At 29.9% G+C, this 13,422-nt stretch carries 16 protein-coding genes and 2 pseudogenes; 1 reads left to right on the plus strand and 17 read right to left on the minus strand.

The annotated features are described in order from the left end of the window. Positions 1-14: 14 nt before the first annotated feature. The 7 genes from FQT67_RS07540 to FQT67_RS07570 form a co-directional block, all read right to left on the minus strand. On the minus strand, positions 15-1,235 hold the full coding sequence (locus tag FQT67_RS07540) for an MFS transporter (protein WP_143936404.1): 1,221 nt from the start codon (positions 1,233-1,235) through the stop codon (positions 15-17). Between the two features lie 3 nt (positions 1,236-1,238). Next, positions 1,239-2,156: a DUF1848 domain-containing protein gene (locus FQT67_RS07545; protein WP_046177017.1), complete on the minus strand. Its 918-nt coding sequence runs from the start codon at positions 2,154-2,156 to the stop codon at positions 1,239-1,241. Next, positions 2,153-2,680: a hypothetical protein gene (locus FQT67_RS07550; protein ID WP_143936405.1), complete on the minus strand. Its 528-nt coding sequence runs from the start codon at positions 2,678-2,680 to the stop codon at positions 2,153-2,155. Before FQT67_RS07550 ends, FQT67_RS07545 begins: the two co-directional genes overlap by 4 nt. Before the next feature lie 3 nt (positions 2,681-2,683). Continuing rightward, entirely contained in the window at positions 2,684-2,998 is a 315-nt protein-coding gene (locus FQT67_RS07555; RefSeq protein ID WP_143936406.1) for a MazG nucleotide pyrophosphohydrolase domain-containing protein, read from the minus strand. 17 nt (positions 2,999-3,015) lie between these two features. After that, positions 3,016-3,672 carry a methyltransferase domain-containing protein gene (locus FQT67_RS07560; RefSeq protein ID WP_046177018.1) on the minus strand — a complete coding sequence of 219 codons (657 nt, stop codon included), beginning with the start codon at positions 3,670-3,672 and terminating at the stop codon, positions 3,016-3,018. A 9-nt stretch (positions 3,673-3,681) separates the two neighbouring features. Continuing rightward, a complete protein-coding gene (locus tag FQT67_RS07565) occupies positions 3,682-4,476 on the minus strand; it encodes a class I SAM-dependent methyltransferase (RefSeq protein WP_046177019.1) in 795 nt (264 codons plus the stop codon). A 114-nt stretch (positions 4,477-4,590) separates the two neighbouring features. Further along, the gene (locus FQT67_RS07570) at positions 4,591-4,833 is read right to left on the minus strand and encodes a helix-turn-helix transcriptional regulator (RefSeq protein WP_261308901.1); all 243 of its coding nucleotides are present in this window, start codon (positions 4,831-4,833) and stop codon (positions 4,591-4,593) included. 392 nt (positions 4,834-5,225) lie between these two features. Here FQT67_RS07570 and FQT67_RS07575 point away from each other — a divergent pair, with 392 nt between their 5' ends. Beyond that, positions 5,226-6,035 (plus strand): helix-turn-helix transcriptional regulator, encoded by an 810-nt coding sequence (locus FQT67_RS07575; RefSeq protein WP_004612248.1) that lies wholly within the window; start codon positions 5,226-5,228, stop codon positions 6,033-6,035. A 115-nt stretch (positions 6,036-6,150) separates the two neighbouring features. Here the strand turns inward: FQT67_RS07575 and FQT67_RS07580 are convergent. The 10 genes and pseudogenes from FQT67_RS07580 to mobQ all read right to left on the minus strand — a co-directional run. Next, a pseudogene (locus FQT67_RS07580) lies at positions 6,151-6,429 on the minus strand (CD0415/CD1112 family protein); the annotation flags it as partial. A gap of 12 nt (positions 6,430-6,441) precedes the next feature. Further along, positions 6,442-6,525: pseudogene (locus tag FQT67_RS07585) on the minus strand (Maff2 family mobile element protein); the annotation flags it as partial. A gap of 3 nt (positions 6,526-6,528) precedes the next feature. Beyond that, on the minus strand, positions 6,529-8,175 hold the full coding sequence (locus FQT67_RS07590; RefSeq protein WP_143936407.1) for a recombinase family protein: 1,647 nt from the start codon (positions 8,173-8,175) through the stop codon (positions 6,529-6,531). Positions 8,176-8,178: 3 nt separating this feature from the next. After that, positions 8,179-8,403, minus strand: a complete 225-nt coding sequence (locus FQT67_RS07595; protein ID WP_046177020.1) for a hypothetical protein — start codon at positions 8,401-8,403, stop codon at positions 8,179-8,181. Positions 8,404-8,556: 153 nt separating this feature from the next. Then, positions 8,557-9,258 (minus strand): hypothetical protein, encoded by a 702-nt coding sequence (locus tag FQT67_RS07600; RefSeq protein WP_046177021.1) that lies wholly within the window; start codon positions 9,256-9,258, stop codon positions 8,557-8,559. Positions 9,259-9,345: 87 nt separating this feature from the next. Then, positions 9,346-10,341: an ORF6N domain-containing protein gene (locus tag FQT67_RS07605; protein ID WP_046177061.1), complete on the minus strand. Its 996-nt coding sequence runs from the start codon at positions 10,339-10,341 to the stop codon at positions 9,346-9,348. Positions 10,342-10,460: 119 nt separating this feature from the next. Next, positions 10,461-10,619, minus strand: a complete 159-nt coding sequence (locus FQT67_RS10795; protein ID WP_161793433.1) for a hypothetical protein — start codon at positions 10,617-10,619, stop codon at positions 10,461-10,463. Positions 10,620-10,721: 102 nt separating this feature from the next. After that, complete coding sequence (locus FQT67_RS07610; RefSeq protein ID WP_046177022.1) at positions 10,722-11,249, minus strand: PcfB family protein; 528 nt, start codon at positions 11,247-11,249, stop codon at positions 10,722-10,724. Between the two features lie 183 nt (positions 11,250-11,432). Then, positions 11,433-11,606, minus strand: a complete 174-nt coding sequence (locus FQT67_RS10800) for a hypothetical protein (protein ID WP_002841910.1) — start codon at positions 11,604-11,606, stop codon at positions 11,433-11,435. A gap of 73 nt (positions 11,607-11,679) precedes the next feature. Beyond that, complete coding sequence (gene mobQ / locus FQT67_RS07615; protein WP_143936408.1) at positions 11,680-13,320, minus strand: MobQ family relaxase; 1,641 nt, start codon at positions 13,318-13,320, stop codon at positions 11,680-11,682. Positions 13,321-13,422 lie beyond the last annotated feature (102 nt).

The following is a 13,422-nucleotide window of genomic DNA, read 5'->3' on the forward strand; positions in this document are numbered from 1 at the left end:
ACTTAGCATTTCTTTCAATAATATATATTTTCTTGATTCTTCCCAATTTTACTAAATAACACGCCTATTATTATAAAAATCCCAGATAATGACATAACAAATCTTATTCCCATATACTCCGATAGCATTCCCAGTATTATTATGCCAAATGGTGTAGCAACACTAATTATTGTTTGAATTACAGAAAATACCCTCCCAATATATCTTTCAGAAGTTATGCTTTGAATTATAATATTATTAAGAGTAGAATATAGTGTCATCGCAACACCCGAAACAAACAAAATTATTAAATATAGTATAAAATTAGACACCACACCCAAAAGAAATATTGAGAGTCCAAACACAATTACAGCTTCTTTTATAGTAACAGCATATTTCTTTATGGTATTGTTTTTTGCAAAAAAAAGCAATATCCCTCCAACAAGAGTACCTACCGACCACATTGTCTCATTTAAAGTTAATTTCATTATAGAGCCAACATATACTTGGCTAACCAAAATTGGTGTGAAAAATGCAGGTATTGACACAAAAAAATTGAATAAAACACAAAACACTATAAGGCGATTTAATATTGTACTTTTCTTAATATGATTCCAAACATCATAAATATCTCTTGGGTTAAATATTTTATCTCCAGTATTATTTTCTTGTAATATTTTATACTTTATCTTGCTTAAAATTAAAATAGATATAATAGCAGTCAAAACATCAATGAGCAGGCTGCCCTTAAATCCAAATGTAGCTAATATAACTCCTCCTATCCCTGGAGAAACTAACTGTATCAAAGAATTCACTGTTGAATTTAAGCTATTCACTTTTTTTAACTCACTATTATCACAGATGTTTGGTAAAAACGAATTAACCATCGGTAACTGTATGCCCGCTCCAAAAGAACGTAAAACACATGTGATATAAATATATTTGAGCGAATCATATCCTTTGCTAATCATTATATACAATAATAACGTCACAAAAGCGGTAATAATATCACCGATAATTATTAAAACCTTTTTATTATATCTATCCCCTATATGACTCAGCCCCAATGCTATCAAAGCTTGCGGAATATATGTGCAAAGTATAGTTATTGTCAGAATATATGACGATGAAGTTTTTAATACCAAGTACCATATTATACTAAAATTTACGACTGAAGAACCTAACACTGAAATGCCTTGGCTCAAAATGAATTTTACAGCATCCCTATTTATTTGATAGTTAATCTTATTTTTCATTTTTTAAAATCCTTCAAGAGTTAATTGACCATTTATAATTTTTCTATTAACCCTTTCTTTTATAACATCATCATTATATATTTTATCGCACAAAATCGGACTATTTAAATCGTACTTACTCATAACATTCACCCCTCTATCTGCATAACAATAAGTGCAACCATTGCCACAAGTATTATATGCTCCTATATCAACACTTTCCAAACATAGACACTCCTTTCTCTGTCCTTTATCTTTTTGGTAGTGTGCGTCAAGCCCCGTAACACTTTTTATTAGCTCGCAACTTATACATGCTGTTTTTCTCAAATATTGGGCTTCTGTTTGTTGTTCACAACATAAGTGTATCGGGATACCTTTTGGTTTAGCTATGTCAAGAAAATTTTTCAATATATCAAGTTTCCTCTCCTCACTTACCTCTTTGAAATAATCTTTATTCCTTGTATAAATATCAATAAAACTTATCACCACATGGTCGCAATACTCTCCAATTTGTTCGCATAATTCTTTAAATGATTCTTTATGAAAATTCAAGTCGTATCTATCATTAAGTAAAATTGGATCGTATCTCCAAATCATTTTTTCCTTTCCAATCCTTTTACTTAATAATATAAAATTATCTACAATTTCTTTCTTATTAAACAGATATCTCTCAATGTCGTTCGAATAGTTAGTTATGGTATACAAAAAACAATATTTGTCGTATCCTATTTTTTCAATTTCATCTAAATATTGAACTAATGGGATTGCGTTTTTAGTCCAAAAAACTATAGCTTCCACCAAATCTGGACTTAAAATGATTTTACTTACCATCTTACGATTAACTGGATTTCTTGAGTATACAAATCCCTCTTTTAATCTTTTCACAAACCACTCAGAATAAAAAGCAGGTATATCTGTTCGCCTTGAAACAGATAATATCATATCGAAGACTCCTTACTACATTCTATACTTTTAAAAATATATTCAATATCTGAAGTGAATTTAATTTCAACATTCTTCCTATAATCAATATATTTACCATCAATCAAAAACTCTTTAAATCTTTTTATCATTTCACTACTATCTTCTATTATGAATATAGGTATATTATTCAAATATGCAAGCGTTATTTCGTTCAAAGTTCCATTGCAGCCACCAACAACAATCAATGAATCAGACGATTTAATCGCTAAAACACTCCTACCATCCCACCCCATATCTGTATATACATTGTATTTAGCATTTGTACTTAGTTCTTTTTTTTCTGTAGCTTTATCTCTATAAAGAAATGCAATAGAATCTCCATTAAAATTCTCTGAACCCTCATTGGCAGCAAATGGAATTCCACTTCCGCCACCTGACACTAATGTCCAGCCTTTCTCCGCTACTTTCTCACCAATTCTTTTTGCTAAATCTAGAATTTCTATATTATTTTCGTCCCATGCTCCCGCAATCATAACATTCATAATCTACCTCTTATTTTCTTTTGTTATAATTCTCTTATATCCATTTTTTTTCGAAGGCTTCATTTTTAAAAGTCTATCTAACTTTTCATTAGTAAGCTTTAATATGTCTATATCATATGCAACACAATTTCCTAGCAACAAAATCAACAAATCTGCATGTTCCTCTTCAAAATTATCTAGATCTTTTGTTATAGCCTCAGAAATCTCTCCTACTTCTTCCATAATCAAAGCCATTCTAAAAAGTTTATCTTCTCCGCCATTTGCCTTAAAATTATTTTGTTTATGCAATTGTTTTACTTTATTTAATAACTCTATCATACTTTTCTCCTATAAAACTATTTTTGCAAAACGTATGCAATATGATTAAAATCCTTATTGATACCAAATCTTTTTATCTCAATAATATCAAAATCACTTTCGTTTAAAAGTTTAATCATTGACTTATTATCATGATAATTAGAGGGAGCTCCATGTTCATACTTCCTGCTATGAGATTCAAAGTCATATGCGTTTCCTAATAATGCTAAATCAGGAACCAAATCAATAATTATAACCCTAGAATTTTTACAAACAATTTGATACAGTGATTTCAACAGATTCTCTTGGTCTAAAACGCTATGAAACATAAACGCTGAATAAATATAATCAAATTCACCTATACTACCAATCAGTTCAGAATTTATGCACTCCAAAGAACCATAGATTCCCTTTTTCTTTGCATGTTCCAACATATTTTGGGATATATCTATACCTGTCAACATCAACTTGCACTTACTATTTTTTACTACATTAAGTCCAAGAAGCCCTGTTCCTGTTCCCAACTCCAAAACTTTTATAAACTCACTATTTATTGGCATAAATTTATCAGCTATATATTTACCAAGTTCATCATAAGAATATCCTCTAAGTTTTAATTTTTCGTCCGCTTCTTGCTCATACGTATTAGCCCAATCATCAAAAGCACCAACTATATTTTCATAATAATTATTCATAATGTCCTCCTAACCTTTTTTCCCTAAAATATAGTAACTATAATCAAAATCTACCTGAATTTCGTTAGTTTGGCTCAGTGTCATACCAAACAATTCAATAAAATCACCTATAACACTATACTTTTCACTTTCATAGGCAAATATTTTTTGTATTGACCCAATTGAATACAAGAAACTAAAATAATCCTTCAGGTTCTTATATTTCACAACACAATGAGTATCTATAATGTCTAAAATTTCCATGTCTAAATTACTAACATATTTCTCCATACTAACCCTATTTATTCTTCCTAATAAGTCATTCTCCTCTTTAAATGGTAGTATAGTAGATTGATACTTCTCATTAGGAAACATCATGATTATTTTCCCATCAGATTTTAGTAACTCTTTCATGTGTTTCAGATTATTTCTTTTATCTCTCATGTGATGGAATACCTGCTTTAGGATAATTACATCAAACTTCTTATCACAAAAGTACTCCTCAAAATTCTTTTCCAGTATTTCAATATTGGGATACTCCAAAAGATTATAAGCTTTACTTATCATATCTTTGCTCATTTCTATCCCAGTGATGTTAATATCAGTTTTGTAATGCTCATATAATTTTTTAATAAGCTTTGCTGTCCCACATCCAATTTCTAAAAGCTCTATATCATCAGATAACAGACTATCTATCTCATTGGATATAAGTTCCATCATAAGATTATCCGATCCTTTTATGTCAAAAATGTAATTAGATTTTGTTTCCCATCCCTCTGCTACAGCTCCAGAAAAAGTATCTTTAACTCTATCGACATAATCCATTCAAAAAACCTCCTTATTATTTCATTTTCAACCCACGTTACATCTATATCATATTTCATCACATAACTTTCCAATTCTTATTTAACTTTAGATACATCAAAAATACTATGATAATTATTCGTCACAATCATCACATGAATAAGTTTCGTTACCGTCCAAATCAAAAACTCTATATATACAAGTCCCCAAAGCTCTTGCTATCTCATTCGCCACTCTAAGCGATGGTGGTTCAGATTCCGAATTCCTCTCAAATTTACTTATATACTGTCTTGAAATACTAGCTTTTTTTGCTAAATCAAGTTGCGTAAGTCCTAATTCTTTTCTTCTTTCTTTTATCCTATTCCTCATTTGAGCCATTTCTTTACAATCCTTTCTTTAATTATTATATCATTTTTAAGCAAGATTTGCAACTATATGTGTCATTTATTTCAGTTGCATATTTTGTCGGTTACATCTGATATAGTTCCTGCCCCTGAATCTCACAGCGACGTTTTGTTCTACTTGACAAGCTCTTTTCTGATGCTCAGAATGTCATCGCCTACTTCCCCATAGACACATATCCTTACAGACCGCTCATTCAATTGTCAAAGAACACTTTTCTTTATGTCTGTATGATATTGTATTTTTGCTATTCTTCCCGTATGTCCTAAATCTTGGAATATACGTTTTTGTTCCCACTTTTCCACGTTTGTGGAAATGGTATGGTATAATATTTATAAGAATATTTTGTATCAAGGAGGTTATCTTTTATGAAATGTAAAATAACCTTACAGGAACGCTTAAAAGATTTAAGAGTTGCACACAATCTAAATTTAGAGGAATTGGCTAAACTAACAGGTATTTCAAAATCTGCTTTAGGTAACTATGAAAATGATGATTACAAAGAAATAAATCATGGTAATTTAGTTACACTTGCACAGTTTTATAATGTTTCTACCGACTATTTACTTTGTCTTACCGAAAATAAAAAGCACCCAAATACAGATTTAACTAATCTACATTTGAGTGATGATATGATTGATTTATTGTTAAGTGGTTTTATCAATAACCGTTTACTTTGTGAAATTGCTACACATGATAAGTTTAGGGAGCTTATGGCTGATACGGAGATTTTTGTTGACGGTGTTGCTACTAAGCGATTTAATGACTTAAATTCTTCTCTTGAAACTGTCAGGGCTGAAATCATTAGTCAACATCCCAATATTGATAATGACCATACTTTAAGGACTCTATCGGCTGCTCAAGTGGGTGAAGAAGATTTCTTTTGTCATATTACTCATAAAACATGGGATACTATTCTAAAAGATATTCGTAAAAAACATGAACAGGATATTGATAGTATTCCTGAAGATGATGATACTTTATCATTGCAAAAAATTCGTCAAATCATGGTTTCTTCAGGGAACAATATAGACAAGTTCATTGAAATTTTCTGTAATTCCTTTCAACTAAAGTATAAAAGGTTATCTGAAGATGAAAAGGAATTTTTAAGGAGACTATTCAAGAAATCTCCTATCATTAAAAACTCCGGTATTAACTTTAGGAAAAGAAAAAAGTAGTTCCAATATTTCTAATTCATTTATTTGGTTGTAACAATCGTAAATAGGCTTGATAATTTGTATTTTATATTTGAGGTTATTCTATATTGGAATAACTTCTCTTATAGAATACAACATCGTGCATATTGTTCTTTTGCATAACCATATTTATCAGCTCAATACATAAAACTGCTGTAATGATTAAACCTGCAATTGGAATAATGACACTATCATTGATACTCTTGATAAAGTTAAATACCTCTGAGTTCCATCCCATTGGTGTCTTGCCTATATCAGTTGCAACTGCTCCGACTTTATCATTAATGTCGATAAACATTGACTCAAGATTTGCTTGGATACCTCCGAGAAGAAGCTCTTTAAAAAATTCCTCTATCTTATCGAAAATACCAAACATAAGATACTCTCCTTACTTCAATACGTTTGAAAGCAATGGAATTAGTTTTAAGCCGATTAGGACAATACCGCCACCAGCCATTAGCTGCTTTATGCCTAATTAGAGATTGTAAAATACTTGTAGTGTGTCTGTATTTCCTATGAAATTGTAGTAAATATCAATTGTTTGGGTGATTTCTCCATTCACTACTTCTTTTTCGTGAACATAGATTTTTGAGATGAGTTCGTTTAAGGTTTCTTTGTCCAGCTTCTTTATATCCCTATGTTTTTTTATGAGTTCAATCCATTTTTTGACATTAATATCTTCAAGATCTTCTTTAACAATCAATTTTTGATTATCTTCTATTCTTTGGTTTAGATAGTCTTGTTCGTTTTGTGATTTTTCAAGAATTTTTTGGAAGTTACTTTCACTTATATTATTATCTAGCCAGTCATCATATAGTCTTTCAATCTTTTTAGTTAAGTCTTCCACTCTTATCTGATCTTCGTAAATCTTATCCATAATGAATTTTTGTTCTTCTTCATTATCAATTTCTCGTGATCTTTCAAGTGCTTTTATGATTTCTTTTTCGTCTTTCAATGCTATTTCTGCATTTTTTCTAATATCTTTTAGCACTATCTCATAAAGAGTATCGTAATAAATTCTATGTTGACTACATAAAGACTTTCCATATCTTCTATAAGTGTTACAAGTGAGTAACTTTTCTCTTTTTTTTGATTTGTTTCTTCCAAGATTTAAAGATTTTCCACAATCGGGACATTTTACAATGCCTGCAAATATGCTTTCTTCTCCATTTTTAAATGGTCTTCTCCTGCTCTTTAATTTTTCATTTGCTATATTATAAATATCTTCAGAAATAATGGGTTCGTGTGTGTTTTCTACGATTATCCATTCCTCTTTGGGTTTATCTGATAACCAACCTACTTTGAATTTATAATTAACTTTTTGACTAGCAATATGACCAATATAAACTGGATTTTCAATAATTTCTTTTAGGGTTGTGCAGTCCCACCAATACTCTCCACCATCTACGGTCATTTCTAACTTAGTTTTTTTATTTCTAAGTCCTTTTTTTCTATTCCACCAGGTAGGTGTGGGTATTTTTTCTTCAAAAAGTCTTCTCCTAATTGCTTGTACTCCATAGCCACTAAAAGCTAGATCAAAAATTTTTTCAACAATCCATGAAGTTTCATCATCGATTACTAATTTATGTGGATCATCATTGTCTTTCCTATATCCTATTGGAGCAAGACAACCAATAAATTTTCCTTGCCTTGCCCTTGTCATATAGGCAGATTTCATCTTTTTGGAAACATCTCTTGAATAAAACTCGTTTAAAACATTTTTAAAAGGAACTATTTCGTTGTTTTCTTGAAAGGTATCTACTCCATCATTTAAAGCTATATATCTGACATTGTTCTTTGGGAAGAAATTTTCTGTATAGTATCCAGTCTGCAAATAGTTTCTTCCAAGCCTTGATAAGTCCTTAGTGATGACTATATCCACTTTCTTATTTTCAATATCTCTAATTAGTCTTTGAAATGATGGTCTATTTGTATTTAATCCAGTATATCCATCATCTATATATACATCGTAAATACTCCAACCTTTTGATTTTACATAGTTTTCTAAAAGTTCCTTTTGGTTTTGTATGCTGGCACTCTCTCCTTTCTGCTCATCATCTTTAGATAGTCTGCAATAAATTGCAGCTTTGAATGAAAAGTGATTTGAATTTGTTTGTATCATTTCCTATTCCTCCTTATTTGAGTTTTCAGAAATAACACAACTTTCTCTAAAACTATTTTTATTATAGCACTCTTTTTCATTACTATCAATATTATATTTGTTATACTCAATTTCATTGTCCTTACTTATTTTGCTTGATTTTTTTATTAATCTTAGAAAAGCGTCTGTGTCTGTTCTTCTATTATCATAATTTCTTTTTACAATATATTTTGTTTGTCTTTTTGTCATAGCTTATCCTTTCATGCAATAAAAAAAAGCGATTAGATTTTTAATTTTCTAATCGCCTTTTAAGTGTCATATTTATCTTTTTATTATCTCTGGCATACTTTGATACCTTTTTAGACTTAAAGTCTTTAATAGTGGCTTTCCACCTCTTTTTACCTATAAAGATTCTCCTACATCATAGTTCATTTTTTTATTTCCTCCTTGATGGTTTAGTTTTTCTTTATCTTCCTCATACCATTTTAAGATTGTCGCATAGTGGTTTTGATAGGTCTTACCACTGCTTTCCATGTATCTTGATAGTTTATTTATCATTTTTTCTGTGTGTAAGTTTAATTTTTCTTTTAAATTTTTATATTCTTCTTTGCTTAACCTTACATTTTTGAATTCTCCATAAAAAATGGGGGTGGACTGTTCTTCTCTCCCCTTATCTATACTAACCTTATCTAATCTACCCTTATCTATACTGGGTTGACCACTTGACAACCTTTGGTTAACCAGATGACAACCAACTTTTTCTTCTGAAATATATGCTCCATTGTCCGTCTGATAAAGCTGTTGTTTCTGTTCGATATACATTGTTGGCTTATATCTGTCTTTTCTAATAAAGTTATTTATCTTCCAATGAGTAATGACGATAATTCCTTGATCAAATACTATTACAAAACCTTTGGCAATAAGTATCTTTAAGTCATCTTCATTAGCTCCGATAATCTTGATGATTTTCTTAGGATTATTTACAAACCCGTCATCATCTGCTCGCATTGATAGATGAAAATACAGGCATTGACTACTTAGTGGCATATCCAAAAATAAGTCGCTATCCACTATCTTTAGTGAAAACATTCTTTTATCTGCCATGCTCTCCTCCCTTTCTTCAAATAAAAAAAGACGATAGTTTTTACTTCTACCGCCTTGCGTATTGCTATAATTTAACATAATTATATATTAAATTTTTAAGCCTTTATTATTTAACATCTTACTAAACATATCATTGTACATATCTTTAGAAGATTCTTCTATCTTGGTAATACTTGATATTTTATTTCCCGCATCCTTTGACGAAGCTCCGCAAAGATAAAAGGCTTCATTTTCTGTTCCATAGTCTATTGCTATATATCTATCGTGATACTTTTTACCTGCTATCTTCAGTTTCAGGTCTATATTAGGATAGTCTTTTCTAAAATCATCTAAGATATTTTTTGTAAGCATATCCTTGTTCTTGACATTATCACTAAAGACTACAATTTGAATCTTATCTCTTGCAGCTCTTAAAAGTTCTAATGTTTTAAGTCCTATATAGTTATCTATTACATAAATACTTTTCTTTGCTGATTTATATATTTTTGTATAGGCAACATCAGCTTCTATCTTATCTCCATTCATCAAAAGAAAATGTTTATATGTTTCCGGGTCTATAAAATTATCCATTACCTTTTTTAAATCTTCTTTAGTAGCTAGTGTGTTAATCTTACTATCTATCCTTGCAATATCATTTGTGTTTTGATTTGTTTGAATTGCTATTTGAACTAATTCCTTTGAGCTGATAAAATCTTGGTTTTCAATGATGAAGTCTTTCATCTGCTTAAACATTCGTATTAAAGCCTTGCTCTGTCTAACGGCAAGTTCTCCTCTTAATACAGTCATAAGCATATAAATACCCTGCTCTGTAAAAGCATAAGGTAGTTTTCTACGACCGCCCCAACTTGATGTCGATTTTTTCGATATCAAGTTTTCAAACTCTGATTTCGTCAACTGAAACATAAAATCATCATCAAATTTCTCCGAATTGTTTTTTACTTGCTCGTTAAATCTTGTCGTTGTATATCCATAGATTTCAGCAAGTTCAAAATCAAGCATAACCTTTTGATTTCTTATATAGTAAATCCTATTCTTAATCGTATCTTCATTGATTACTACTATTTCTTTATTTTGATCTGCCACAAAATGCACCTCCAGTATATTTTTTGGACTACAACTTGTAGCCATTTTCTCTTCATTTCATTCAGCTTACAGCTTGTAAGCTAATTCTCCATCATATCTTCAAAGTATAATTGCTATAATTATACCAAAATTATTAAATCTTTTCTATTTCTCCCTCTCTCTCTTTCTCTATCTCTATATCTTTCTCTATCTCTATCTCTTGTCGGACATGGGTTGGACTCATTAAGGACAATGTCTTCTTTTAATTTTATCCAATAATATCTTTTGTTTGTTGCCATATCTGCTCCTTTCTTGATTTTCGATAATCGAAATTCTTGATTTCCGATTTTCGGAAGTCTTGTTATTATGGTTATTTAAGGGTGTAACTTTTCGTTACTCCCTTAGATTTCTCTGGTCATATCTTTTTTGCTTGGTTTTACTTTTTCTTTTACTTTCCTTTTTACTTTTTCTTTTGTCTTATCCTTGTTATTGGATAGATCTTTGTATTTCTTTATTTGTTTTAGGATACTTTCTTTTTCTTTTTTATTTTCTTTGGCTATGACTTGTTTAAAGGCATATTCCATTACTTTTATGTCTTTGGCTTGGAAGAATACTTCATAGTTTTGGCTTTCTTTGTTTTTCATTACTGAAAAGCTTACTCCAAGTTTGTTTAGTTCTTTTTTTAAGTCTTTGAGGTTGCTTTGATCTATGCTTATATTTTCTAGTTGTCCTTTCTTGTAGAGGTCTTTTATTTTCATTTCATCGCCCATAAGGCTTTTTAGGTTTCCGTTTGCTTTTTCTAAAGTTTCATTCATCTTTTTTCTTATTTCTTTGTCTAAGTTGATTGATTCTTTTGCTGCCTTTATTGTGTATGTTATTATGGTTTGTGCTGCTTGACCTGCTTCTTTGCTTATTTCTTCGTTTATCATGTTTTCTCTCCTTTGTTTGAATTAAAAAAAGGGAAGTATAGGCTTTAATTTTTCTATACTTCCCTTTGATTGTTTTTATTTTATTGTTGTTGGTGGTGGAATGCTTTATTTTGATATTTTTATATATTTCTTAGGTCTTTGTACCTTTTATTGTTTTTCTGCTCTTATTTTGCTTTTCCACCTTTAGTAGTTTGTGTGTGTTCTTTTGTCTGATAGATAGTTTTTCATGTTGGAATATATAATCTGTATTTCTTCATTGTTCATTGCTTTTATTTCTTCTGTGCTTTTATATGTTTTGTATGTTCCATCTTGATCTGCTTTTATGAGTTCATCTATTAGCTCTTGCCTTTTATTCATCTCTATTACCTCCTAGATCTGCCTTTATTTTCTTGGTCATATTATAGCTTGGATAAGATATTTTTACCAGGTCTTATATTTCTTGATCCATTTTCTTGTTTTTCATCATTTCTCTGTATTCATTGTCTTTAATAACTTGGTCTTGGAATTTTTTAATCTGTGCTATTACACTTGGTTTTTCTCCTTGTTTTATTAACTTATCTATTTCTATGGATAAGTCTATGCCAAGTTCTTTATTTACAAAATCTACTGAATATTTTATATGATTAATTTCCTGGTATTCATCTTTTATCTTGTCTTTTTCTTTATTTATTTCTTCAAGATTTGCCATTAAAAGATTTTTTTCTTCATTCCATTTTTTAGGACTTAGTTTTTCCTTATCTGATAGAAGTTTTTTTAATTTCTCGCTTACTACTTTATACTGGTCTATGTCTTTCTTATGTTTGTTATAGAATGTATCTTTTGTGAATATATTTTTCTTTTGATATTCTTCATAAACTTCTTTTTTTTCTTTGTAGATTTCATAGTATAGAATTTTCTTTTCTACATCTTCCATTTCTTTATGGATTGTCTTTGCTTTTTTATTTAGCCTATAGCTATTAGATTTTAAATTTTCTATTTTTGTTTGTAACTGACCTATGGTTTCTATGTCATTTTTTCTTAAATAACTATATGCACTCGTTAGCTTTTTGAAGTCATATCTTTCTTTATTAGTTTTTGCATATCCTTTTAGGTATTTACTTTTTTCTTTTTGAATTTCTGAATAAGTTAATAAATAATTTGTTAGATTAAAAAGTTTAGGGTTGTCTATTACCTTATCTCTTTTTATATCCTTAAATTTTTCATAAGCAGTAGATAGGTTATCTAATAAATTTTCTATCCAACCCTTTAATGTTTTTATCTCTTCTTTTATTGTTTTTACAAGGTTATTATATTTTCTTATTTCTCTATTATAGTTTCCCTTGTCAGTTTCTATTCCCTTTCTTTCCATTGCACTTGCTGCTGATCCTAAATGGATTGTCGGTAGATAATCTGAATTTTGTCTTTTAAAACTCCTATGGTCTACTCTTTTTTCTATCTTGTTTTTTGCTAGGTATTCGTTGCAAAGGTCTGAAAAATTTTCTCTCCATTTTTCTACATTGCCTTTATCGTTCCAGGTTGTTAGTTCTACTTTTCTTGTCTTTGGTTTTCCATTTTTGTTTAAAATCTTTTCTCCTTTTTCATCTAGGATATATTCTTTTTTTGACTTTGCTAAGAACTCTCCTTTTTCGTTTATGGGTCGCATTATGGTCATTATATGACAATGAATATTTCCATTTTTATCTTGACTCTCATCATGAATTGCATAATCTACTATCATTCCTTGTGATGTTAGATTTTCTTTTATAAACCTTTCAACTAGGTTTATGTTTTCACTTAAAGATAATTCTTTTGGTAGTCCTATTATGAATTGTCTTGCTAGTTGTGCATTAGAATTTTTTTCTGCCATTTCTACTTTATTCCATAAGGTCGACCTATCATTAAATTCTTTTGGTATATGATCAGGCAATATTATATTTTTTACTAATACTTTTTCTTTTCTTGTATAGTCATGGGTTACTCCATCCCATTCATTTTTTATTTTTTCTCCACTTATATATGCTGCACTTGCTACTGCACTTTTGCCTTTTCCTCTTGATATTATGTTTACTGAAAAATGAAAACTGTCTGCCATTTTTATCACTTCCTTTCTTTCTTTGTTGTTTTAGGTGGAGGCTTAGAAGATTTTTATATCCTCTTTGTGAATGAGCGTTTTGAAATGATAGAATAGAAAAAG

It is taken from the genome of Streptococcus sp. NCTC 11567 (assembly GCF_902141215.1).
GTDB classification, from domain to species: domain Bacteria; phylum Bacillota; class Bacilli; order Lactobacillales; family Streptococcaceae; genus Streptococcus; species Streptococcus dysgalactiae.